This is a genomic window from Acidobacteriota bacterium, from assembly GCA_018268895.1.
GTDB lineage: Bacteria > Acidobacteriota > Terriglobia > Terriglobales > Acidobacteriaceae > Edaphobacter.
In genome coordinates this window covers 1,145,782-1,169,159 of record JAFDVP010000001.1, presented here as the reverse complement: position 1 = coordinate 1,169,159, position 23,378 = coordinate 1,145,782, and the positions used below count along the sequence as shown (strand labels likewise).

The following is a 23,378-nucleotide window of genomic DNA, read 5'->3' as shown; positions in this document are numbered from 1 at the left end:
ACACGAGGCAAACAGGGAAGCAAGCAAGTTTGATGGCGGAGAGACAGGGATTCGAACCCTGGATACCTTGCGGTATACACGCTTTCCAAGCGTGCGCCTTCAGCCACTCGGCCATCTCTCCGCGATGGGTGGGCTTCATTGAATCTAACATAGGCTGCCCCTGTGTTTCACGGGAGCTGTGCTTCGATGTTCTGTTTCATGTTCGCCCCGGACCGCAGGTCGAGCGGAACACCCTGAGTCAGATAGCTCCGCAGAGTGGATGGATCGCTTAGATTGACTCCCCATCCTCGGTCGAGAGCGATCAGGATGTATTGCCCCGGAACGACCCCTTCAAGATCAAAGCTGCCGTCCGTGTTGCTCTGGTCGCGGACCACTGCTGTGAACGATCCCGGGTCGTCAAGCCCCGCCGGTACCAGCAGAATCACAGCGCCAACGCATGGCGCTCCTTTCGAGGCCGCCACTCCCGTTACCGCCGCGTGTCCACTCGCTGTGTGCAGCAGCAGAGCGACATCTCCCCCGTGAATCGTCAAGAATCTCCCGCTCACATCCGCACCCTGAGCCGAAACTCCTGTCAGGTAGGCATCGCCGCTGTTCTGCAAGCTCACCTCATAACGTCCTGGCGGAACCTGAAGACTGATATCGCGCAACGCTTGTGCCTGGGGGCCTCGCCGCATGTTTGGCGGCATCGGGCGTCCGGCAGCAACCGGAAAGAACCGTTGCCCCGTCGCCGTATCTGTAAGCTCTACCAAAGGGGAGCGCCCGTCTTCGGTGTCCATCTCAAAGCGAACAGTGACAGTGCTCATCGCCTCGGCCGCTGCGTTGAAATCGATCGACCGTGACGATCCCTCGGAAAGTGTTACGACCGCAGTGCGTGAATCCTGATTCTGTCCCTGAAGCCGGATCCGGTACGTTCCTGGCGAGAGACCTCCTACATCGATCTGTCCTTGTGGTCCTGTCGTCGTTGATGGTTGCACAAAGCCAGCGTTTCCTCCTCCGGTGTCGATTCGCTCGACAATGGGGAAGGAAGGAATACGTCTCCCATCCGTTTGCTGTGCCGGAGCGGGGGGGGGGATCTGAAGGTGCAGGGCGGGAATTGGCGTCAGATGAAAGTCGGCACGCCGATCATCGCCTGCCACGAGCGCTAATGTCTCTGCCTGCGCAGGATCGTCCATACCGGGATACCACGTGAGCTGATAGGCCACGTCCAGGGCCGCCGACTGCACAGGCATAGACGGCTGTGAAGCCGATAAAGCTCCTCCCATAAAGCGTCTCTGCCGGGCGGAGTTTGCATACCAGGGCTTTGCCTGTACCGACAGACGATAATTGCCGGGTGCAAGATTGGCGAACTCGTAAGCTCCCCGATCATCCGTCTGAACAAACCATCGCGAAGAAATCTGCTCTGCTTGGCGATGTTCAGGGCTGGATAGAGGCAGCCGGACCAGTTGTACGGTCGCGTTGCGCACCGCCTCGGCCGCATCATCCACAACCGTGCCTGAGATACGCGCTTGGGGAGGAAGACTGAACCTGAGGTTCAGCGAAGGGGATGCCTGAGTAAGCACGACGGCGGAAGAATAGTCGCCGTGCTCATCGTATGCCTGCGTCACATACCCAGGTGCGCTGGCCGTAAGATGCCATGCTCCCGCTGAAGGCAGAACCACCGTGAAGCGTCCATGCTCATCGGCATCCGCACCGCTGGCAGACTGTGGCCTGCGTCCCGGGGCCCTTCCACGCACAACAAGGGACGCATCCAGATGAGCGCGTGTAATTGGATTGCTCGTAACGCTATCGACCACAACTCCGGTAATGGTGAACGAGGGTGCCGGAGCGGCCGACAACCTTCCCGTCGCAACGACGAATGTAGTAAGAAGGAGAAGAAGCTGCGGGAAGGGAACTCGTCTCACGGAAGCATCTCTCCTGCGGCGATGGCGTTCAGGTCAAGCATTGCTTTATTGCCTGCCGTTATCGTGACGCTCTTCACAAACGTCGCGTACTTCGACAGCACGCTCGGGTCGCGGTAGTTCTCCTGATGCCGCAACTCGAACGCAACGGCCTGATAACTCCCCGCAGGAAGGTATGCCAGGTTAAATGCGCCTGTCGTACCGCTTCGCACGGAATAGATCAAATTGGCAGCAGGTCCCGCTGGAATGAGATAGATCCATGCAGGCGACGGAACCCCGTGAATGCTTGCCGTCCCCAGAACGCTCCCGGTCTGGTTGCTGACCGTAAGCACGATTGGAGAGCTGCCCGCCCCCGGCGCAACAACCAGGTCACTCTGCAGGAGGTCGGTTACACCATAACTGGCTGACTTGATAAACCACGGCCCAGCGCTTCGGCTGACAAGCCGGTATGTCCCAGGGGAGGGGTGAAAGTAGCTGCGGTCACGCGACTGAACCAAGCCAACCATGGAATTTCCGAAGCGACCGCTCTCCTGGATGGTGTTTAGGGCTAACCCCAGTTGCTGCGGCATCGGCACTTTATCAGACGTTGCAGCCAATCCCTGGTCGGCGATGACCTCGACTGGAATCGCTGGCACAGACGCCATATGGAGAACAACCTCCGGGGTGTTCTGGCCGGTAACAGTCACCTGGCTCTCTCCATACTCGGAGCTTTCTCCCAGGTTCATGAATGCGGTTAATGTGTACGTGCCAAGGGGGAGCTCGACTCTGCTCACCGCTCCGGGTTCATACCTCATGAGATTGACCGAGACTGCCGCTCCAGTAGAAGAACGCGCAGTAATTCTTGGGAAACCACGCTCTCCTGTCAGTTCTACCTTCAGTGCGACAGGATAGGTGGGGACAACATCTGGATGGAGAGCAACCCGCTCTTCTGTCCCTGATCGCAAATGAAGAATATTGTCTAATGTATCGGATGAGTTTTGCGATGGATATATCAAAGAAATAACACTGTTTGCCGTTCCAGCAAGCCGAGGTTGAAAACTGGTTTCCAGTCGGTAATCACCGGGAGGAAGCGCAATGCGGAACTCTCCGCGGGAGTTCGTCTGGTTCTGACCCGCAGGTGACCATTGATGGATGCCATCGTTATAGGTGCTGCGCTGGGCTATGACAGGAATTCGGGGGATCGGCGTACCATCGGTTGTCGTCAGCGTTCCTGTAATCAATGCCTCGGGGAATAACCTCACCGTCATTGGATCAGGCTGGGTGTTTTGCAAGGAGACATTGGCCGCACCGTCGCCATCGGGGCTGGCATAGAACCCCGGCTTGGTGACCTGCAAGGTGCCTGAACTGCCAGAATCCCCAACATCAAAGAGAAACTTGCCATCGTGGCCAGTCAGAACTGCCTGATCGTTCCATTGCACGAGGGCACGGGGTATCGGGGTGCCAATGGTAGCGCTGACGACAACTCCGCTTATGGAACCGGTCGACGATCCGGTTTTTGCTGAACCAGGCTGCACTTGAAACTGGCACAGGGCAGAGGGCACACCCCAACAGAGGAACGCGACAAGACGGGACAGCTTTAGTGGGAACGAATGTGATCCAGAGGCAGGCAACCTGTTCAGCATGTTAGCGCGACGTGCATATCGGAGTGCTGACTCTGTAGACGATCTTTGCAGCAATTAGTATCAAGTCGCCAAGGAAGTAATGTCTGATAACACATATTATGTACATATTGCGTTCTACTGCGATGAGGAGTCTTCCACTGTCCTGGCACTGCACTTTGCTACTATCAAGCAGGACTCCCCCATCGTTCATGCGAATCGTACAGGCTGTCTTTGGCGTCTTCCATCACTTTGAACTTGCGCGTGAGCTGAACCGCCGGGGCCATCTCCAGAAAATCTACTCAACCTGGCCGTGGCTTCGCCTGAAGCGCGAAGGTCTGCCGCGCGATAAGGTCGGAACCTTCCCCTGGATACATCTGCCGGAGTTCCAGCTTACAAAGATGGGTTGGTCCAATGTGTGGCTCAACGACCAGTTGAGCTATGCCAATGCTCTGGCCTTTGACTGGTGGACGGATCGACGGCTCATGGAGTGCGACGCCCTGATCGCCATCTCCGGTGCCGGCCTGAAGACAGGCCGTCGGCTTCAGCGAACCGGGGGCAAGTTCATCTGCGACCGGGGGTCCTCGCATCAGCGCTATCAGGAACGGATTGTCTCTGAAGAGTACAGCCGTTGGGGGGTTGAGCGGCCCGTTACGGATATGCGCGACATTGCACGAGAAGAAGAGATCTACGAGGCTGCGGACCTGATCACAGTTCCTTCCAGCTTTGCAGCTCGCTCCTTTATGGAGATGGGTGTCCGGCAAGAGAAGCTACGGACCATTCCATATGGTGTGCGGCTTGAAAGCTTCCGGCGTACAGGAGAGCCGCCAAAAGATCGTTTCGAGGTCCTGTTCGCCGGTTCTGTAGGCTTGCGCAAGGGAGTTCCCTACCTGCTCGAGGCGTTCTCTCAACTTCGCCATTCGAACAAACGCCTGAGACTGGCTGGAGCGATTCATCCCGACATCCGGCAGGTACTGGGTCGCTTGCCGATGGAGAATGTCGAGGTCCTCGGGGCCGTTCCTCAGACCCGGCTGGTGGAACTGATGGGCACGAGCCACGTAATGGTGCTGCCAAGTATCGAAGAAGGGCTTGCACTGGTTCAGGGACAGGCCCTGGCCTGCGGCTGCCCGGTGATCGCCTCAACCCAGACCGGCGGCGAAGACCTGTTCACCGACCGGGTGGAAGGCTTCATCGTTCCCCTGCGCGACACGGCCGCACTGGCCGGCAGGATGCAGCAATTGGCTGACGATCCTGCCCTGCAACAAAGGATGAGCGAGGCGGCGCTAAAAAGGGTGCATCTGCTGGGGGGGTGGAAGGACTACGGCGACCGGTGGGAGCAGCTTCTGAAGGACCTGATTGCCTCTCAGCCTTACTCGTCAATTCCACCGCCGACGAAGTGAACCAGTTCAAGGCGGTCACCCTCGCTAACTGGAGCCTCGGCCCACGAACTACGCGGAACGATCTCTCCGTTGACCTCAACTGCGACGCGGTCCGATTTCAGGCCGAGCTCGTGGATAAGGTTCTCGAGCCTGGGAGACTCCGGCAGCGTGGTAAAGGTGCGTGACTGTCCGTTCAGGACGACGGTAAGAGACATACTTCAAGGTTAGCAGGACGAAGTACGTGAACGGCCCCTCACGCCGCCCCATAGACACGGACAGCCTGGCCCATAATCCAATCGGCGACAGGATGGCGCTGACGCGTCAGACGGACGTAGTCGTCGAAGACCTCCCGGCTGAGACGCATCAGTATATGAGTCGCCTCCCGGTCTCCAGCATCGGTAGCTTCTGCGGCGAAAGACCGGGCAGCAAGGTGCTCGGCGGCATGGCCCAGAGTTTGCAGCGTTGCGCCATGATGCGATCTGGAGCGTCGGTGGATCGTGAGTACGGCCTCTTCGGCCCGAGGTGCAGGATGGAGCTTCACCGGAAGGCTGGTCCTGTGTTGGGAGAAAGGCGCTGCGCTCCTAGAGGCGGTTGGCATAACAGTAAATCCTCCGTCCTCATCTCCTATCGGCGTGCTGGGACGCGCCATGAGGCTCGGAATCTACTTTCGAATTGGCCACAAGTGGTTCAAGGGACCGTGCCCATGCCCGAGAGGAACGGCTCGGCGGATGGCCTCGGACGCATAGCGCTTTGCGGCGATGGCAGCGGCGCGGGCCTCGTCGCCCAGCAGAAGCCGGCTAAGCAATGCGCTCGATAACGCGCAGCCAGTGCCATGGGTTGAGGTGCTTTCGACCCTTTCGCCAGCGATCCAGACGGGGGCCGTTCCGGGGCATAAAAGAAGATCGTCCGGGTGCTCGAGATGCCCCCCCGTGGCCAGTATGGCGAGATTGGGATATCCACTCTGCAGAAGCCGGGCTGCAGGCGCAACCTGATCGCGCCTGACGACCGCTGTCCCGGCAAGCAGGCTCAACTCAGAGAGGTTTGGGGTCACCCAGTCGACCTGGGGCAGAAGAACTTTGCGCATCTGCTCCAGCCCCTCGTCAGAGAGCAGTTCCCTCCCAGAGCTTGACCGCAGGACCGGATCCAGGACTATCGGAGTATGTGGTGCGGCTTTACGAACAGCCTTTAGATACTCAGCCACAACCTCAACGATCCCGGCGGTGGCAAGCATTCCGATCTTGATTCCGGACGGCGGCAGGTCGAAATGCAGGCATTTGAGTGTCTGCTGCACTGTTTCTGCCGCAACAGGGTGGCTGCTTTCGACCCCCACAGTCGATTGGACGGTAAGGCTGGTGATGGCCGAGGTACCGTAGAGGCCGTAGGAGGCGAAGACCATCAGGTCGGAGGTGATTCCGGCACCGGAAGAGGGGTCGTAACCGGCAATGGTCAGGGCGATCTTCATTTGGGTTCTATGAGGAGACTCCAGGAGGCAGAAATGGGCCTCCAAGACAAAAAAATCCAACTTTTTCAAAAAGTAGCAGATTCATCCCTGAATTGCCTGAAAAGGCGAAATATGACCCAAATGGGGCAGTTTATGGGCGATTAACGGCATCTCAATAGGGAATATCCTTTAGCACAGCAGGGAGATTCCAGCAAGGTATTTTTCATCATAACCTCAAGCGATTGATTGACTTAGCTGTTTTCTGCCAAGACAATATAGGGATGGGAGATGCCATGAAGATAATTCCTGTACAGAGGGGCGGAAACGTCTCTTCCCGGCTCGGAGTTGCCGTCGTGACACTGCTCGTGGCGCTGGGAGTCACGGCTTCGGCCAGCGATCCTTCGCCGTCGCAAATGCAGAAGAACTCGGACCAGGGTAAAGTTCACAAGTGGTACCAGATAGGCAAGGCCTCCTGGTACGGTCACTACTTTCAGGGAAAGAAGACGGCCAACGGTGAGCAGTACGACATGAACGGGCTCACCTGCGCTCACCGAAGCCTTCCTCTCAACTCCTGGGTCAAGGTGACGAACCTCAGAAATCGCAAATCGGTGTTTGTCCGGGTCAACGACCGGGGTCCCATGCCCGAGGATCGCATCGTCGATCTCTCGTATGGTGCGGCCAAAGCGGTCGGAATCACAGGCCTCGGCAAAGTGAAGCTCGAGACGCTGCGGCCGGGCGACTCTGAGATGATGCGTCAGTTGATGGCCCAGATACGCCTGCCTCTGATGGCGACCCAGGGTCTATAGTTCCCTCTTCAGCAATTTCATCAGCCACGGCCTGTTCGGCCTGCGAACCGAAGCCTGTCCCGGGCTAGACTTATCTCAATGAATACTGTTGATAGGTCTACCTGGAAGACAGGGATATCGGACGATGTGCGGGACCGCCTGGCTGTAGCTCTGGATGTGCCCGATGGCCGCAGCGCACTCGAGCTGATCGACCGGCTGGACGGCTCCTGCCGCTGGCTGAAGGTCGGCATGGAACTATACTATGCTGCCGGAAATGAGCTGGTTGAGACCCTTCGCGGCCACGGCTATCGAATCTTTCTCGACCTCAAACTGCACGATATTCCCAACACCGTGGCAGGTGCGGTCCGGTCGGTGAGCGGTACGGGAGCGGAGTTGCTGACGGTCCACGCCTCAGGCGGCCCTGCGATGCTGCGGGCGGCGGCGGAGGCTGCGCAGGCACCGGGCGCTCCCAAATTGCTGGCCGTAACGGTGCTCACAAGCATGGATGCGGCTGAGTTGAATGCTGCGGGAGTTCAGGGGATACCCGCGGAGCAGGTGCTGCGGCTGGCGAAGCTGGCAAAGAGTGCAGGCATTGACGGCATGGTCTGCTCGCCCGAGGAGGTAGCTGCGATACGCTCAGCGACCGGGCAGGAGACAATGCTGGTGGTTCCGGGGGTGCGTCCGGCAGGCTCAGCAACTGATGACCAGAAGCGCGTGGCGACTCCAGCGGAGACGATCGCGCGTGGCGCTTCGATGTTGGTGGTCGGGAGGCCGATTACGAGAGCGTCCAATCCGGCGAAGGCTGCGAGAGCAATTCTTGAAGAGATTGAGCAGGCTCAGTAATGCCTTAAATTGAAAGGCCTGCACCCCGAAAGAGGGTGCAGGCCTTTTAGTATCTAGCTGAAAATCAGACCTGTGCCGGGATGCCGCTCGTGACCTTAGAGTCGCTAAGGCGGAGAGCCAGCGCCTTGGCGGAGCTTCCTCCATGCAGAAACTCGCTCAGGTCCAGCTCCGTGACCTTATAACCGAAGTCGGTGAGCCGCTTTGCCACCGATGTGCCTGAAACTCCCATCAAAATGTTGGGGCCAACATTGATGACGTTGCAGACGAACTGGGTCGCCTCGGCTTCGGTTACCGGGATACGCATCTCTGGCGCGTAGGCAGCCTCGATCTTTGCCAGCGACGGAGCGTCGAACGCCCCGGGATAATAAAGCAGATGCCCGCCCGAGAGAGGAGCGAAGCAGAGATCGAGGTGGTAGAAACGGGGATCTCTGAGATGGAGCGACGTAACCTTGGTATGCCAGGCATCGGCGACGTGCCGATGGCTCTGGAGGCAGGTGCGCAGTCCATGGGCTGCCCACAAGTGATCGCCAGTGGCGTTGAAGAGCGCGTCTCCTTCTCCCTCGAAGGCAGTCTCGCGGGGAGTCTCCCATACGAGGAAGCCGACGGACTGGAACCAGCGGCGGAGCGGCTGCTCCTCGGTCTGGCGCTGGGGGTGGTTGAAGCTCGAGAGAGCGACGACTCCGTGCTGCACTACAGCGGTGTGGGCCACAAAGACCATATCCGGGGAGCCGGGCTGGCCGTGGATCAGGCGGATGTCGGCGATCTTTTGAAGGTGATGATGAAGCTCCTTCCACTGGGCGAAGGCCTTGTCCCTTGACGGGCGATGCAGATTCCCGGCCATCCAGGGATTGATGACATAGTTCACGTCATACCACTCTGGAGGGCACATCAGGTATGTTGGCCTGTCGAAGTGAGGGAGGGAGGAAAAGGAAGAAGAGGCCGAAGCTGCTGTTTTGATTGAAGTGCTAATGGTGCTCATAGAAACGCTGTTCCCTGCTTTCCGGTGATGAGTCTGCCCGTCCGAAGCGGCAATCGTCAAGAGGAGTTACAGTAATTTTTTGTACAACTTTGGTTCGACCCTCCATAGAGCAAAAGGTAACCAGGCTGCAAGATATGCTTTGTTTTTTGACTCCAGAGCAAAGCAAAAGAGCCCCTTGCCGGGGCTCTTCTTTATGATGCTGGTTTTGCGATTAGAGCTTCTCGAAGAACTCGCAGGCCGAGCAGGAGATGTAGACGCCGCCGGGGGTGCCGCGCTCGCGGTCCTTGACGCGCTTGACGATGCGGGTGGGCTTGGAGCACTTGGGACAATCGGTGCTCTTGTGGGTATCCATGACCTTCTTACGGTCGCCGGTCTTGGCAATCTTCGCCATAATGACTTGTTCTCCCTAACGAATGTTTCAGCTTCGCGCTGGAATGCCTGATGCTCAAGGGCATCCGGGTACTTCTCAGGATTGTCCGGGAGGTTACCCTCGGAAAAAATCTTCAGGAGAAGAACTGCGGTCGTTGCTTCCCGATAATTTTACACGATTCCGGGTTGCGATGACATCTGTTGTGTGGGCCGGGTTCCAGTCGGTGCTACTGCGTTCGTCGCGTCTGCCCTGGTGTTGTGTTCTGTGGGTAGGAACTTCCCGGCTGGGTCTGCTGTGGATAGGGGCTGGTGCCCGACTGTGATGCGTCGGGAATGGGTGACGCCGGCTGCTGAGGATCGTTCGCCGTTGTATCGGCAGAAGAACCGGGTGCGGCCGGTATGGGCTGACGATCAGCAGACCTTGATGCCGACTTGTCTTTGTCGACCGGATACTGCACCTTACCCTGTGTGTTGGCGGGTGCAGCCTCGCCGGGGAGTCGAAGCGACGGAGGCTTGGGAGCGGCGGCAGGGTCTTCGCCTTCTTTTGCAGGAGCACGGTCGCCCATCGCGACCTCGCGGGTGTTGGTGGGAAGCTCCGATCCGTCGAGCTCGTTCTTGTCGTGGATCTCAACGGGCTTTCCCAGCGCGGCGATCTCGACGACCGTAACGCGATCGCCGACGAAGCGGACGAATTTCACAGTCTGTGGGACGTGGCCATAGATCCACTCCTCGTAGCGCGCGCCATTGGGGTCGCCGCTCTGTTGTTCACGAACCTTGCTCTCAGGCGCTCCGAGTGATGCAAGCACCATGCGATGGTTCATGCCGACGAGAACTTCGTGCGCGGCGATGGCATCGCGGAGATGCGGCGGGAGCGTGTCGGCGTAGGCCTGGTCGCCGGTCTTTACCCCGAAGTCAATGACTGGCTCGAGGAGAGCCTTGACCTCAGGCGCGGAGATCTCCGGAACTCCGTTGGGAAAGACGAGGGTGATACGGGAGCCGATAGGCCGCTCGGGATTGGTGACTGCGGTGGGAGCATCGTTGAGCTGAATATGCGAGAGGAAGCGATGCTTTGCGTAGGGGCCGCCATTGAGATCGAGCGTGATCTCGTTACCCTTGATGGTGAGCGCAGTAATGACGACACGGTCGCCGGGTGCTGCTGCCTGTCCCTTCTCGAAGATCATCTGACGGTACTTGTCGGGGCCGGGGCTGAGATCGCCGTTGGCCTTGAGCGTGATGACGGCGACTGGCAGGGCGCGATGCGCGAATCCCTGCTCGGCCTCGAGGTTGCGGACGAGGTCGCGGCGGCCACGCTCGGTCAGTTTGTCGGTGGGTAGAAGTACATTGGTCGCCTTGAAGGCAGTCGAGATGTCGGCGGTCGCGGTCTTTTCGCCCACGACGAAGACCTGCGCCCGGAGCGCGGGAGCGAAGAGAGCCAGACAACCTGTGAGGAGAACCCATCTGTGCGTGCGTCCCATAAAGCACCTCAGATATAGACAAGCTTGCGCCTTTCGCCAAGCTTTTGACAAGCGGGAGGCGGTGTTGTTTTGTCACTCAGTTGTCAAAACGCAGATCCCTTCGACGCCGCTACGCTTCGCTCAAGATGTTTCTCAAATGTGTTGATTACATAAATGCTTCACGATGCAGGATCGTCTGTCGTGGAGCGGCCCTGTGGAGTTGCGGGGAGTATCTGAATGAGGGCGGGCTCGCGGGCCTGTACGGACTGCTCCATGGCGGTGTGAGCGGGCGGAGGCGCTATGTCCATGGGGTAGCCTCCGGGGACGACGGGAGGGTGAGTGTAGTTCCATGCGTAGTCGCGCGTGACGCGGACGAGGACGATGAGTCCGGCGATGAGCGCGAAGAGGAGGACGATGGAGGCCTCGGGGCCGTAGTCGTCTCCGGTGAACCATCCTCGGCCAATCGCTGCGGTCTGGATGATCGTCGAGTTGTCGACGGTGCCCGAGACAGGGAGGCCGAAGAGAACGCCCATGCTCGCTGTCCACGCGAAGCGCATACCCCAGGCCATCCAGAGACCGTGCGTCCTGAACCAGGAGACGGAGAAGACGACGCCGGTGAGGATAGAGAGAACGAAAGCCAGCCCTCCTGCGCCGAAGTGGAGCAGATGCCGGAGGGCGAAGAGCAAAGACATGACGATGGTGGCCGTGACAGGGCCGGTTGCGTCGATGAGCCGTCGGAAGGGATAGCCGCGAAAGATGGCCTCGTCGGCCAGGGTTCCCACGGCGATGGTGGCGAGGCCGATGAGGAAGGGCCGCAGTGCGTCGGAGCTGAACCAAAAGCCGACGTGGAGGTCGCCCACGAGCGCCATGGGGAGTACGGTGAAGGTGACGATTCCCCAGCCGACGGCGGCGCCGGTCAGCCACTCGCGCAGCGCGGTGGGGCGATTGGGGAGTCCGAGTGCCTGACGCCCGGACGCGGGTTTGCGCGAGAGGATATCGAGCAGCGAGTAGCCGACTGCCAGCAGAAAGACGAGGAAGAGCGCGGCGAGCAGCGGCGCCGCCCAATCGATATTGAGGCGGTTGGTGATGCCGAGCGCCGAGCTTGCGGAGAGCAGCCGCGAGGAGAACGACCAGGCGAGCGCCGCGAGGACGAGCGCGGATGAAAAGGCCCTTCCGGTTCGCTCGTGTGTTGTAGTTGAATCGGGCGCGGACAACGGTCGATGCTCCGTGATTGCGGTCTGTTAGATGCCTGAGGCAGCGGCGGGCAAGGCAGAGTCGCTGGTGTAGAACTGGGCGATGTTGCGGAACTTGCGATAGCGCTCTTCGAGCATCTGGTCGATCGAAAGCGTGCGCAGGCTGGCGAGGTGATGGCGGAGGCGGTCGTCGACGATGCTGAAGGCGAGGGTCGGGTCGTTCTGGCTGCCGCCTTCGGGTTCGGCGAGAACGTCGTCGACGCAGCCCATGAGCTGGACGTCGGAGGCGGTGTACTTGAGCGCCTGGGCGGCCTGCTGTTTCTTGTTGGCGTCCTTCCACATGATCGAGGCGCAGCCTTCCGGCGATATGACGGAGTAGATGGAGTTCTCGAGCATCAGGACACGATCGGCTACAGCGAGGGCCAGTGCTCCGCCGGAGCCACCTTCGCCTGTGATGGTGGCAATGGTGGGGACGCGGAGACGCGACATCTCGATGAGGTTGCGTGCGATGGCCTCGCCCTGGCCGCGCTCCTCAGCGCCGATGCCGGGGTAGGCACCGGCGAGATCAATGAAGGTGAAGATGGGGCGGCCGAATTTTTCGGCAACCTTCATGGCGCGGAGGGCCTTGCGGTAGCCCTCTGGATCGGGCGAGCCGAACTTGCGGGCGACACGCTCCTTGAGTGTGCGGCCCTTAAGATTGCCGATGACCATGACGGGCTCGCCGTGGAACCACGCCATACCGGCAGACATCGCCTGGTCGTCGCCGAAGGCGCGGTCGCCGTGAATCTCGCTGAAGTCGGTGAAGATTGCCTCGATGAAGTCCATGGGATAAGGGCGCTGCGGGTGGCGGGCCAGCTCGGTCTTGATCCAGGCCTCCGGTACATGTGCCCCGGCTGATGAATGACCGGCTTTGCTCGTCTGATGTTCTGCCATATCGAAGTCAGGAATTCTCGACTTTGATTGTACCGTTCCCGGTGGTTTGCGTCTTGCCGGGGTTCAGGGGTAGTTGCAACCCGGGGAGTTTCCGGCGTCCCCCGGAGAAAAATGCGGGGATTCCTCAGCTTCGCTCGGAATGACACTTCTATACCGCAGGAGCGGCTTCGCCTGGAATGACACGGTGAGTGAGGTGGCGCGCTTCGCTGGGGATGACGTCGTATCAACCGGTTCGGTTAGCTGATGACACGGACGCCGCCCTGGCCGACGAGCTCTTCGACGCGGTCGATGAAGAGGCGGTCGGCGGCGACCATGACTCCGGCGGGTTCGAGGACGGCGCAGAACTCGCCGGGCTCTTCGAGGTCGAGCAGGAGTTTTCCCTTGCCTGGCATGGAGGTGAGGATGTCGTGAAGTTTTTCGAGAAGCGCGGCATCGGGGTTGTGCAGCGGGACCTTGATGCGGAGGGCCTCGGGGAGCTTGATCTTGACGTCTTCGAGCGCCTGGATGGAGCTGATGGCCAGCTTGGGAGCGGAGTCTTCTTCGCCGCGCAGTACGCCGCGCACGAGGACGGGGACCTCGATCTTTAGCTTTTCGGCGAGCTTTTCGTAGGACTGCGGGAAGGCGATCAACTCGATCTTGCCGGTGGTGTCTTCCAGTGCGGCCTGGGCGTAGAGTTCGCCGGAGCGTTTGGACTTGGCAACCTTGAGCCCGGTGATGACACCTGCGATCTGAATCTCATTTTGCGGAGATTCGTCGCGGCCGCGACGGAAGACCTGGGGCTCGGGCTTCATCTCGACGGCGGTGGCGGTGTCGACGACCTTGATGTTGCGCAGCTTCTCGCGGTACTTGTCCATGGGGTGGCCGGAGACGAAGAAGCCGAGGACCTCTTTCTCGTTTTGCAGACGCGTGTGCTCGTCCCACTCGGGGACAGCGGGCAGTGTGTCGGCGGATTTGCTTGAGGAGACGTCTGAGTCGAAGATGCCGAAGAGGCCGTGCTGACCGGAGGCGGCGTCGCGCTGGGCCTTCTGCGCGCGCTCCATGGCGGAGTCGAGCGCGGCGGTGGTCTGCGCGCGGTTGCCGAAGGCGTCCATGGCGCCGGCTTTGATGAGCGATTCGAGGACGCGCTTGTTGAGGCGCGAGAGGTCGACCTTCTCGCAGAACTCCCAGAGAGAGCTGAAGCCCTGCTTCCCTTCTGCGTGCAACGCGCTTCGCGCCTCGAGGATGGAGAGGATGGCGTTGTGGCCGACGTTCTTGATGGCGGCGAGACCGAAGCCGATGGCGCTTCCCTGCTCGTTGCGCACGGGGGTGAAGTTCGCGTCCGACATCTGCACGTTGGGCGGAACGACGGGGATGTTCATCTCGCGGCACTCGCCGATGTACTTGACGACGTTTTCGGGCTTGGAGGTTTCGGAGGTGAGCAGCGCGGCCATGAACTCGACCGGATAGTGCGTCTTGAGCCATGCGGTGTGATACGCGAGAAGAGCGTAGGCGGCGGAGTGCGACTTGTTGAAGCCATAGCCTGCGAACTGGAGGATCAGGTCGAAGAGCTGGCCGGCCTTTTCCTTTGGGTGCTTCCGTTCCGCAGCTCCCTGCATGAACAAATCGCGCTGCTTCGCCATGGCTTCGGGATCTTTTTTCCCCATGGCGCGGCGGAGGAGGTCTGCGCCGCCGAGCGAGTAGCCCGCAATGGCGGAGGATATCTGCATGACCTGCTCCTGGTACACGATGACGCCAAGAGTTTCCTTGAGGAGATCTTCCAATTCGGGAAGGAGGTACTCGACGGCGCGGCGGCCCCACTTGCGCTCGATGAAGTCGTCGATCATGCCGCCCTGGATTGGGCCCGGGCGGTAGAGCGCGTTGAGTGCGGTGAGGTCTTCAACGGTGATGGGCTTGTAGCGGCGCAGCACGTCGCGCATGCCGCCGGATTCAAACTGGAAGACGCCGGAGGTGAGCGCGCGATGGAAAACCTGCTCGTAGGTCTTCGTGTCGTCGAGCGGGATCTTGGTCAGGTCGAGGAGTTCGCCGGTCGTCTGCTTGATGAGTTTGAGGCAGTCGTCGATGACGGTGAGCGTCGTCAGGCCGAGGAAGTCCATCTTGAGGAGGCCCATCTTCTCGACGGCCTTCATGTCGTAGGCGGTGACTGTGGCCTCGTCCTTGGTGCGGGTGACGGGGACAAGCTCGGTGAGGGGCTTGGGCGCGATGACGACGCCGGCGGCGTGGACGCCGGCTCCGCGCACGAGGCCTTCGAGGCGCATGGCGGTGTCGATCAGTTCCTTGATCTTGGGGTCGGCTTCGTAGGCCTGCGAGAGAGGGCCTTTGTCGGCGAGGGCCTGATCGATGGTGATGCCGATGGTCGCGGGGATCATCTTGGCGATGCGGTCGACCTCGCCGTAGGGCATCTCGAGCGCACGGCCGACATCCTTGATGGCGGCCTTGGCGGCCATGGTGTTGAAGGTGATGATCTGCGCGACCTGATCGTTGCCGTACTTGCGCTTGACGTAGTCGATGACCTCGCCGCGGCGGTTCATGCAGAAGTCGATATCGATATCGGGCATGGAGACGCGCTCAGGGTTGAGGAACCGCTCGAAGAGCAGCTCGTTCTGGAGCGGGTCGATGTCCGTGATCTCCATGACATAGGCGACGAGCGATCCGGCGGCGGAGCCACGACCCGGGCCTACGGGGATTCCCTGCTCCTTGGCGTAGCGGATGAAGTCCCAAACGATCATGAAGTAGCCCGGAAACTTCATCTGCTTGATGCAGTCGAGCTCGCGGTTGAGACGGGCTTCGTAGTCCGCGATGGATTTTTTGAGCAGGCCGTTGGCGCGGAGGTGAGCGACGGTAGTCTCGAGACGCTTCTTGAGGCCGTCGCGGCAGACCTGTTCGAAGTAGCTGTAGAGGTCGTAGCCCTCGGGGACGGGAAACTCGGGGAACGGGTTGTCGACCGCGCTGAGCTTGAGATTGCAGCGGTCGACGAACTGCATGGTGCGGGTGCAGACCTCGGGGTTGTCGGCGAAGAGAGTGTGCATCTCGTCGGCCGACTTGATGTAGAACTCCTGCGTGTCGAACTTGAAGCGGTTGGGATCGTTCATCGAGCCCGCGGTCTGGACGCAGAGCAGGATCTCGTGGGCGCGGGAGTCGTCGCTGGCGACGTAGTGCGAGTCGTTGGTGGCGATGAGCGGGATGCCGAGGTCCTTCTCCATGCGGTAGAGCGCTTCGCGGACGGGCTTGTCGGGCTCGAGGCCGTGGTCCTGCACCTCGAGGAAGAAGTTGTCCTTGCCGAACATGTCCTGGAAGACGCCAGCCGTCTTTTTGGCCTCGTCGTACTTTTTGGCCATCAGGTGCTGGTTGAGCTCGCCGGCGAGACAGCCAGAGAAGGCGATGAGGCCCCTGGTGTGTTTCGACAGGAATTCCTTGGAGACGCGCGGTTTGCGATAGAAACCGTGCAGCGCGGCCTCGCTGGTGAGTCGGACAAGGTTGCGGTAGCCCTCTTCGTTTTCGGCGAGGACGAGGAAGTGGTTGTAGCCGCCGGATAGGTCACGGTGGTCGGCGGTCTCGGAGAGGTAGAGTTCGCAGCCGAGGATGGGCTTGATGCCCTTCTTCTTCATGGCATCGAAGAAGTGGACGGCGCCGAAGATGTTGCCGTGGTCGGTCATGGCCGCGGCGGTCTGGCCGATCTTGCTCAGGTGCGCGGCGAGTTTGTCGACGTCACAGGCCCCATCGAGGAGAGAGTAGTCCGTATGCAGATGGAGGTGAGTGAACTCGGCGGCCATAGCTCTATGTTAAGCCTCCACCGAGTGAGGAAAACTCGTCACAAATAGCCGGTGTATCGGTGTGGGTTCATGGATGGTTGAGGTGCGTCGCTACTTCCTGACTTCGTGACACAACGAGAGAGATACAGGGATTCTTCGCTTTCGCTCAGAATGACGCCTGTGGAAGCCGAACAGTTATCCGACGAGGCTAGTGGCGAGGTTGTAGTAGAGGTCGACGGCTTCGAGCAGCTCCTTTTTGGCGATCTTCTCGTTGGGGGTGTGCGCGACGTGGATGGAGCCGGGGCCGAGGAGGAAGGGCTCGCCCCAGTTGGTGAGCGAGGGGATGTCGGTGGTGAACTTGGCGACCATGGTCGGCAAGCCGTCAATCCTGCGCATGCGCACAAATGGCAGCTCGAGCGAGAAGGTGACGTCGGCGCGGTCGCCTACGATCTTCAGGATGTTTTGCTTGGTCTCGTCTGCAGGGCTGACGAGGCGGATGAGAAGGTGCGCCTCGGCCTTGTCGGCGATGACGTTGGGGGCGCGGCCTCCTTCGATGAGGCCGATGTTCATGGTCGAGGCGCCGGACTCTCCCAGGTCAGGCTCGACGGGGAGAGGCATGGCAAGAAGACCGTGGAGTGCCTCGACGAGCTTGTCGACCGCGGAGTCTCCCAGCTCAGGGTAGGCGGAGTGGGCCATCTTCCCCTTGGCGCGCAGTTCAACTCGGAGAGCACCTTTAGAAGCGAGGGCGAGGCGGTTGTCCGTGGGCTCGCCGTTGATGAGGAACTTCGATCCGCGCGGGTTCTGGTTGGCGACGATGGCGCCGGCGGAGTCGCGCTCTTCGCCGACGACGAAGAGGAGGCCGACTTTGACGCCAGCCTCGCGGAGACGGTCGGCGGCGGCTACCTGCGCGGCGAGGATGCCTTTGGCGTCGCAGGTTCCTCGGCCGTAGAGAAACTCGTCGTCCTCGGTGCAGCCGAAGAATGGCGGCACGGTGTCGAAGTGAGTAGAGAGGACGACGTCGGGCATGGTGCCGGCCATTGCGGCGTAGACGTTGAACCGCTCGCCATCACCCGCGCCGGGAGTCAGGGCAAGTTCGGGCTGGGCGACAGGCATACGCTCGACGCTATAGCGCTGGGAGAGAAGGTATTCATGCAGAAAGGCCCCGGCCCGTCCCTCGTGATATGTCGTGGATTCGATATCGACGAGCTGGCGGGTGAGCTGGATTGGGTCAACAGGCATAGGTTCAGAATACGATATGGCCCGGCGATGTCCGTAATGCTGGACGCGAGCAGTCTTTTTCTCGCTAGACTGAGTAGACGATGACGGATGCAATATCTTCTACCGTGCGACCTTCCGTGCAAGCCATCGAAGACCTCAACGGTCCCGCAGGAAAGCTCGAAGCGATCCTGAATGGCGGCCGCGGCGATGCGCGCTATGCCGCGCTGGTGTGCCACCCGCATCCGCTGGGTGGCGGGACGATGCACAACAAGGTGGTGTATCACGCGATGAAGGTCTTCTCGGGCATGGGCCTGCCTGTGCTCCGTTTCAACTTTCGCGGGGTGGGGTTGAGCGAAGGGGAGTTCGACCATGGGCGCGGCGAGGTTGGAGACGCAAAGGCCGCGCTGGACTGGCTGGACGCGAAGCTGCAACTTCCGGTGCTGGTTGCGGGGTTCTCGTTCGGCTCGTTCGTGGGGATGCAGGCTGGGTGCGGCGACCCTCGGGTCCTGGGGATCGTTGGACTTGGGGTTCCCTACCGTGCCGAGGGGCGCAGCTACAGCTACGAGTTTCTGGAAAACTGCACCCAGCCAAAGCTCTTTATCAGCGGAACGGAGGACCAGTACGGCCCCCGGGTAGCTGTCGAACCGATGCTGCTAAAGGCTGCGGAGCCGAAGCGGCTGGTATGGGTCGAAGGCGCGGAGCACTTTTTTCAGGGGACCGCGTCGTCTCCCGGGCCGAAGCTGGACAAGATGCAAGACGCGATGCGTGGATGGCTCGGCGAGATGTTTGGGCCGGGTAGCGGCGTGTGAGCTCTGCGCTAATTGAAATATTTCGGCCGTCTAAAATTTGTATTGCAAATCGTCGACTCGAAGCAGAGGCTTATGAAGTGATTAAGACGCTGACTTCTGGTAGCTACCATGGTTTGAACAATATGTGATTCAAAGAATGCGATATGATTTTTCATAGAATCATGCACGGCCCGATTGCGTCGAACCCTTGCGGCTACTGTCTAGCACGTTTGGCACGTCAGGTGCATATTTGTTGATTGAAGGCCCATGAAGAACGCCGCCCAAACACGCATCCTGGCAGTGGCCCTGGCTGTTGTGACGCTGGGAGCCTGCGTACTTGCGATGCTGAACCTGAACCGCGAGAGCGGCTTTGAGGTTCCTACGGACGGCGTCTCGTGGATCGAGGGCTCCGGCGGTCTGGTCGCTCGACATGTTCCCGGGGGATCGCCCGCAGACAGGGGGGGCATTCGTACCGGCGATGTACTGGTGGGGATCAACGAGAGACCGGTGACGCGCACGGCTCCCTTTGTTCGGGAGATGTTCCGGAGCGGCATCTGGGCCCATGCCACCTACTCGATTCTGCGTCCAGCGCCTGGAGTTGACGGGCTCAAGGACGCAACCAAGCTCGACATCCAGGTCATTCTTGAGCCGACGGACCGCTCGATCAATCAGGGTCTGCGCTTCATTGCGCTGGTCTACCTGTGTATCGGGATCTATGTGCTCTTCAGGCGGTGGACGGCGCCGAAGGCGACGCATTTTTACGTCTTCTGCCTGGTTTCGTTCGTGTTGTACTCCTTCAAGTACACGACGGAGCTGGATCCCTTCGACTGGGTGATCTACTGGGGCAACATGGCGGCGGCGGCGCTACAGCCGGCCCTGTTCCTGCACTTCGCAGTCAACTTTTCCAACGCTGAGACGACAGCGGCGAAGTTGCGCAGACGTCTGCTGTGCGTGGCGCTGTATCTTCCCGGGGCACTGCTGGTGGGCTTGCAGGTCTGGGCGATCGAGTACTGGTCGGCGACGGAGATACTGCGTCACAAGCTGGATCAGCTCTCGGTGGGGTACATGGCGCTCTATTACGTGACCGCCGCAGCGATCTTCGAGTATCGCTATCGCCGGGAGACGAGCGCGCTGGAGCGGCAGCAACTGAAGTGGCTCACGCGAGGCACGCTGCTGGCGATTACGCCGTTTACGCTGCTTGCGATTCCCTACCTGGCCGACGTCACGGTGCCGAGCGTGCTGACGAAGCTGGCTGGACTGTCGCTGGTCTTCCTTCCACTGACGTTTGCCTGGGCCATCGTGCGTTACAGGCTGATGGACGTCGACCTGATCTTCAAGCGCGGCGTGACGTACACGCTGGCGACGGCGGCACTGGTCGGGTTGTACTTCGGCGTGGTCGCAATTACGGCGGAGATGGTGCACACGCGGCTGCCCAGCATGAGGACGTGGGGCTTCCTGATTGCAATCATCATTACGGGGTTGATCTTCGATCCGCTGAAGAAGGCGATTCAGGCGCGTGTGGACAGGGTCTTCGATCAGAAACGCTTTGACTACCGCGAGACGCTGGTGGAGTTTGGCCGCGGACTGAACTCGCAGACCGACCTGCGCGCGCTGCTCAACTCAATCGTGGAGCGGCTGCCGCAGGCGCTGCTGGTCACACGCGTTGCGGTGTTTCTTGCCGTGGAGAACGACAGGCCGTCGGCTTCGCCGGAGTTTGAGCTGGCAACCTCGCATGGGCTGACGAACATGTTGCCGGTCGAGCTGCGGTCGCTGGATGTTCGCTTTCTCGACTTTGATCGCCCCGGCGCGAACAACCACCTGTTCCTCGAAAATCCGCAGCAGATGCTGCGTCTGCCTGAGGCGCAGCGATTGAGCGCCGCCCGGCTGGACTTGAACTACTATCTTCCGTGCCGTGTGGCAAACCGCGAGGGATCGGGCACGCGCACAGTTGCGGTGATCGGTCTGGGCCGCACGAACGATGGCGACTTTCTGACGAGCGAGGACATGGAGGTGCTGGAGTCGCTGGCCGGCTACATCGGCATCGCAATCCAGAACGCGCAGCTCTATCGGAGGCTGGAGCAGAAGATCACCGACTTCGAGCGGCTGAAGGAGTTCAACGAGAACATCGTGGAGTCGATCAACATCGGCATCTTCGCGGTCGACCTGGAAGACAGGGTGGAGAGCTGGAACGCGCAGATGGAGGTCATGTTCGCCAAGTCTCGCGCGGAGGCGCTGCGACAGCCGCTCTCGTCGCTCTTCCCCGCGGAGTTTGTCACGCGCTTCAACGAGGTTCGCGAGGAACAAGGCACGCACACGCTGTACAAGTTCCGTCTTGCGCTTCCGTCGGGCGAGGTGCGGGTGGCCAACATCGCCATCGCTCCACTGGTCTCGAAGAACTTTGTTGCGATCGGGCGGATCATCCTGGTCGACGATATTACCGACCGGTTGCAGATGGAGGCGCAGCTAACGCAGTCGGAGAAGCTGTCTTCGATTGGTCTGCTGGCAGCCGGGGTGGCGCACGAGGTGAACACGCCACTGGCGGTGATTTCGAGCTACGCGCAGATGCTGACCAAGCACATGCGTGACGATGAGCGGCTTGCGCCGGTGCTTGAGAAGATTACGCAGCAGACATTCCGCGCATCGGAGATCGTCAACGGACTGCTCAACTTTTCGCGCACAAGCGGGAGCGAATTTACGAACGTCGATTTGAACGACCTGCTGCACGATACGTTGGTCCTGCTGGAGCACCAGTTGAAGACGGCGCAGATTCGGGTGGAGACGAACTTCGATCCGAACCTGCCGTCTATCCACGGCAATCGCGGCAAGCTGCAACAGGTGATTCTGAACCTGATGCTGAACGCCAAGGACGCCATGTTCGGGATGCCGAACGCCTCGCTCCGTATCGCCACGTTCCGCAGCAGGGGGCGCGTCATGGTGAGGATTCAAGATACGGGCGCGGGCATCGAGCGTGAGCACCTGCATCGCATCTACGACCCGTTCTTCACCACGAAGACAAAACCGCAGGAGGGCGGCCACAAGGGCACGGGCCTGGGACTTGCCGTGAGCTACGGCATCATGCAGGAGCACGCTGGGAAGATTCACGTCGAGAGCGAAGTCGGCGTGGGAACGGCGTTCCAACTTGAGTTCCCTGTCTCGGCCAGCCGCCCGGTAACAACGCCGGCCTCAGCAGAGGCCGACAGGAAGACGATTCATGCCTGATACAACGATAGAGACGACGCAGGAGTCAGTCTCGAACAAGGCAGCCGACCGTATCGCCGGCAGCCCACGAATTTTAATCATCGACGATGAAGCGGGTATTCGCGAGTCGCTCGACACCATGCTGACGCTTGAGGGTTTCACCGTGACGCTGGCACAGGATGGCCCCAGCGGCATGGACCAGCTTGCACGCAGCGCGTACGACCTGTTACTGCTGGATCTTGCGCTGCCTGGCGAGAGCGGCATGGACCTTCTGCCGCGCATCGTCGAGATGTACCCGACACTTCCCGTGATCATGATCACGGCCTTTGGCACGATGGGCAACGTGGTCGACGCCATTCGTGCGGGGGCTGAGAACTTTGTCCAGAAGCCGTGGGACAACGAAAAGCTGCTGGCCGACATTCGCACGGCGATTGCACGGCATCGCGCCGAGGAAGAGGTTGTTCAACTCAAGCGGACGCTGAAGCAGCGCTACAACTTCGAGAACATCGTCGGTAAGAGCGAGCCGATGCTGAAGCTGTTCGACCTGGTGGCCCAGGTCGCTCCCAGCCGTTCGACGATCTTGATCCAAGGGGAGAGCGGGACGGGCAAGGAACTGATCGCGAAGGCCATCCATGGAAACTCGCCTCGGCGTGAACGGCCTTTTGTGCCGGTCAACACAGGAGCAGTGCCTTCGGAGCTGCTGGAGTCGACGCTCTTCGGCCACGTCAAGGGCGCGTTTACCTCTGCCGTCACTGCGAAGAAGGGGCTGTTTGAGGTTGCGAACAGCGGCACGCTCTTTCTCGATGAGATCGGGACGATGACGATGGACATGCAGGCGAAGATTCTGCGGGTGTTGCAGGACCGGCGCTTTATGCATCTGGGCGGGACGCAGGAGATCCAGGTCGATGTCCGCATCATCGCCGCGACCAATGTCAATCTGCAGGAGGCGGTGAAGGCCGGACGGTTCCGCGAGGACCTCTTCTACCGGCTCAACGTGATTACGCTGGAGCTGCCGCCGCTTCGATCGCGGCGCGAGGACATTCCGCTGCTGGCGGCGCACTTCCTGAAGTTCTATGGCAACGAGAATGGCATGGAGGAACGCACGCTCTCGCCTGAGGCGATGCGCATTCTGATGGACTATGAGTGGCCGGGGAACGTTCGCGAGCTGGAGAACGCGATGGAGCGCGGCGTCGTGCTGTCGACCGGCAAGGTGATTCCGCCGGAGCTTCTGCCGGCGCAGCTTACCGGAAGCAGCTACTCGGCGAGCATGCTGGAGCATCAGCCGGACGCTTCCCTGTTTGACCTGATGGAAGAGATCGAGCGGCGCATCATTACCGACAGGCTGGAGCGCTGCCATTGGAACCAGACGGAGGCGGCGGAACACTTTCGCATTCCGCTGTCGACGCTGAACCAGAAGATCAAACGACTCAACGTTGAGATCAAGAAGCGCAATAGGGATTGAGGGGTTGATCCCAGCGAGTTGACCTGCACGGGCATTTGTTCCGGTGCGAGCGGAATGCGGGAATTGCTCGACTATGCGCTTCGCGCTCCGC

The 23,378-nt window shown here is 60.3% G+C and carries 18 protein-coding genes and 1 tRNA gene; 6 read left to right on the top strand and 13 right to left on the bottom strand.

What is annotated here, in order from left to right; translation table 11 throughout:
• Window positions 1–33: 33 nt before the first annotated feature.
• From JSS95_05055 to JSS95_05045, 3 genes are all read right to left on the bottom strand, one after another.
• Window positions 34–121: transfer RNA gene (locus JSS95_05055), tRNA-Ser, on the bottom strand.
• Between the two features lie 46 nt (window positions 122–167).
• Window positions 168–1,901, bottom strand: coding sequence for a carboxypeptidase regulatory-like domain-containing protein (locus JSS95_05050; GenBank protein MBS1799176.1), 1,734 nt, complete (start codon window positions 1,899–1,901; stop codon window positions 168–170).
• Window positions 1,898–3,316 carry a hypothetical protein gene (locus JSS95_05045; protein ID MBS1799175.1) on the bottom strand — a complete coding sequence of 473 codons (1,419 nt, stop codon included), beginning with the start codon at window positions 3,314–3,316 and terminating at the stop codon, window positions 1,898–1,900. Before JSS95_05045 ends, JSS95_05050 begins: the two co-directional genes overlap by 4 nt.
• A gap of 392 nt (window positions 3,317–3,708) precedes the next feature.
• Here JSS95_05045 and JSS95_05040 point away from each other — a divergent pair, with 392 nt between their 5' ends.
• Window positions 3,709–4,896 (top strand): glycosyltransferase family 4 protein, encoded by a 1,188-nt coding sequence (locus JSS95_05040; protein MBS1799174.1) that lies wholly within the window; start codon window positions 3,709–3,711, stop codon window positions 4,894–4,896.
• Here the strand turns inward: JSS95_05040 and thiS are convergent.
• From thiS to thiD, 3 genes are all read right to left on the bottom strand, one after another.
• The gene (thiS, locus tag JSS95_05035; GenBank protein MBS1799173.1) at window positions 4,866–5,090 is read right to left on the bottom strand and encodes a sulfur carrier protein ThiS; all 225 of its coding nucleotides are present in this window, start codon (window positions 5,088–5,090) and stop codon (window positions 4,866–4,868) included. The genes JSS95_05040 and thiS overlap by 31 nt on opposite strands.
• A 38-nt stretch (window positions 5,091–5,128) precedes the next feature.
• Complete coding sequence (locus JSS95_05030; GenBank protein ID MBS1799172.1) at window positions 5,129–5,473, bottom strand: hypothetical protein; 345 nt, start codon at window positions 5,471–5,473, stop codon at window positions 5,129–5,131.
• A gap of 63 nt (window positions 5,474–5,536) precedes the next feature.
• Window positions 5,537–6,337: a bifunctional hydroxymethylpyrimidine kinase/phosphomethylpyrimidine kinase gene (gene thiD / locus JSS95_05025; protein ID MBS1799171.1), complete on the bottom strand. Its 801-nt coding sequence runs from the start codon at window positions 6,335–6,337 to the stop codon at window positions 5,537–5,539.
• A gap of 260 nt (window positions 6,338–6,597) precedes the next feature.
• Here thiD and JSS95_05020 point away from each other — a divergent pair, with 260 nt between their 5' ends.
• Complete coding sequence (locus tag JSS95_05020) at window positions 6,598–7,122, top strand: septal ring lytic transglycosylase RlpA family protein (protein MBS1799170.1); 525 nt, start codon at window positions 6,598–6,600, stop codon at window positions 7,120–7,122.
• A gap of 78 nt (window positions 7,123–7,200) precedes the next feature.
• Window positions 7,201–7,944: an orotidine-5'-phosphate decarboxylase gene (gene pyrF, locus JSS95_05015; GenBank protein MBS1799169.1), complete on the top strand. Its 744-nt coding sequence runs from the start codon at window positions 7,201–7,203 to the stop codon at window positions 7,942–7,944.
• Window positions 7,945–8,008: 64 nt separating this feature from the next.
• Here the strand turns inward: pyrF and JSS95_05010 are convergent, their stop codons facing one another.
• The 7 genes from JSS95_05010 to JSS95_04980 form a co-directional block, all read right to left on the bottom strand.
• Window positions 8,009–8,923 carry an amidinotransferase gene (locus tag JSS95_05010; protein MBS1799168.1) on the bottom strand — a complete coding sequence of 305 codons (915 nt, stop codon included), beginning with the start codon at window positions 8,921–8,923 and terminating at the stop codon, window positions 8,009–8,011.
• A 211-nt stretch (window positions 8,924–9,134) separates the two neighbouring features.
• The gene (locus JSS95_05005) at window positions 9,135–9,314 is read right to left on the bottom strand and encodes a hypothetical protein (GenBank protein MBS1799167.1); all 180 of its coding nucleotides are present in this window, start codon (window positions 9,312–9,314) and stop codon (window positions 9,135–9,137) included.
• Between the two features lie 205 nt (window positions 9,315–9,519).
• Complete coding sequence (locus JSS95_05000) at window positions 9,520–10,767, bottom strand: hypothetical protein (protein ID MBS1799166.1); 1,248 nt, start codon at window positions 10,765–10,767, stop codon at window positions 9,520–9,522.
• A 158-nt stretch (window positions 10,768–10,925) separates the two neighbouring features.
• Window positions 10,926–11,960, bottom strand: a complete 1,035-nt coding sequence (locus JSS95_04995) for a CPBP family intramembrane metalloprotease (GenBank protein MBS1799165.1) — start codon at window positions 11,958–11,960, stop codon at window positions 10,926–10,928.
• Between the two features lie 27 nt (window positions 11,961–11,987).
• Complete coding sequence (locus JSS95_04990) at window positions 11,988–12,872, bottom strand: acetyl-CoA carboxylase carboxyltransferase subunit alpha (protein MBS1799164.1); 885 nt, start codon at window positions 12,870–12,872, stop codon at window positions 11,988–11,990.
• A gap of 236 nt (window positions 12,873–13,108) precedes the next feature.
• Window positions 13,109–16,642, bottom strand: a complete 3,534-nt coding sequence (gene dnaE, locus JSS95_04985; protein MBS1799163.1) for a DNA polymerase III subunit alpha — start codon at window positions 16,640–16,642, stop codon at window positions 13,109–13,111.
• Window positions 16,643–16,816: 174 nt separating this feature from the next.
• Window positions 16,817–17,860, bottom strand: a complete 1,044-nt coding sequence (locus tag JSS95_04980) for a M20/M25/M40 family metallo-hydrolase (GenBank protein ID MBS1799162.1) — start codon at window positions 17,858–17,860, stop codon at window positions 16,817–16,819.
• 80 nt (window positions 17,861–17,940) lie between these two features.
• Between JSS95_04980 and JSS95_04975 the strand changes: the two genes are divergently transcribed.
• From JSS95_04975 to JSS95_04965, 3 genes are all read left to right on the top strand, one after another.
• Window positions 17,941–18,648 carry an alpha/beta hydrolase gene (locus JSS95_04975; protein MBS1799161.1) on the top strand — a complete coding sequence of 236 codons (708 nt, stop codon included), beginning with the start codon at window positions 17,941–17,943 and terminating at the stop codon, window positions 18,646–18,648.
• A 246-nt stretch (window positions 18,649–18,894) separates the two neighbouring features.
• Window positions 18,895–21,846: a PAS domain-containing protein gene (locus JSS95_04970; GenBank protein MBS1799160.1), complete on the top strand. Its 2,952-nt coding sequence runs from the start codon at window positions 18,895–18,897 to the stop codon at window positions 21,844–21,846.
• Window positions 21,839–23,287 (top strand): sigma-54-dependent Fis family transcriptional regulator, encoded by a 1,449-nt coding sequence (locus JSS95_04965; GenBank protein MBS1799159.1) that lies wholly within the window; start codon window positions 21,839–21,841, stop codon window positions 23,285–23,287. Before JSS95_04970 ends, JSS95_04965 begins: the two co-directional genes overlap by 8 nt.
• The last annotated feature ends 91 nt before the right edge of the window (window positions 23,288–23,378 follow it).

Excerpts from the sequence above, each read along its gene's own strand:
- dnaE (MBS1799163.1), bottom strand. The coding sequence starts at position 16,642 with ATGGCCGCCGAGTTCACTCACCTCCATCTGCATACGGACTACTCTCTC.
- JSS95_05005 (MBS1799167.1), bottom strand. The coding sequence starts at position 9,314 with ATGGCGAAGATTGCCAAGACCGGCGACCGTAAGAAGGTCATGGATACC.
- JSS95_04965 (MBS1799159.1), top strand. The coding sequence starts at position 21,839 with ATGCCTGATACAACGATAGAGACGACGCAGGAGTCAGTCTCGAACAAG.
- JSS95_05030 (MBS1799172.1), bottom strand. The coding sequence starts at position 5,473 with ATGCCAACCGCCTCTAGGAGCGCAGCGCCTTTCTCCCAACACAGGACC.
- thiS (MBS1799173.1), bottom strand. The coding sequence starts at position 5,090 with ATGTCTCTTACCGTCGTCCTGAACGGACAGTCACGCACCTTTACCACG.
- JSS95_04980 (MBS1799162.1), bottom strand. The coding sequence starts at position 17,860 with ATGCCTGTTGACCCAATCCAGCTCACCCGCCAGCTCGTCGATATCGAA.
- JSS95_05000 (MBS1799166.1), bottom strand. The coding sequence starts at position 10,767 with ATGGGACGCACGCACAGATGGGTTCTCCTCACAGGTTGTCTGGCTCTC.
- thiD (MBS1799171.1), bottom strand. The coding sequence starts at position 6,337 with ATGAAGATCGCCCTGACCATTGCCGGTTACGACCCCTCTTCCGGTGCC.
- JSS95_04990 (MBS1799164.1), bottom strand. The coding sequence starts at position 12,872 with ATGGCAGAACATCAGACGAGCAAAGCCGGTCATTCATCAGCCGGGGCA.
- pyrF (MBS1799169.1), top strand. The coding sequence starts at position 7,201 with ATGAATACTGTTGATAGGTCTACCTGGAAGACAGGGATATCGGACGAT.
- JSS95_05020 (MBS1799170.1), top strand. The coding sequence starts at position 6,598 with ATGGGAGATGCCATGAAGATAATTCCTGTACAGAGGGGCGGAAACGTC.
- JSS95_04975 (MBS1799161.1), top strand. The coding sequence starts at position 17,941 with ATGACGGATGCAATATCTTCTACCGTGCGACCTTCCGTGCAAGCCATC.
- JSS95_05010 (MBS1799168.1), bottom strand. The coding sequence starts at position 8,923 with ATGAGCACCATTAGCACTTCAATCAAAACAGCAGCTTCGGCCTCTTCT.
- JSS95_05040 (MBS1799174.1), top strand. The coding sequence starts at position 3,709 with ATGCGAATCGTACAGGCTGTCTTTGGCGTCTTCCATCACTTTGAACTT.
- JSS95_04970 (MBS1799160.1), top strand. The coding sequence starts at position 18,895 with ATGAAGAACGCCGCCCAAACACGCATCCTGGCAGTGGCCCTGGCTGTT.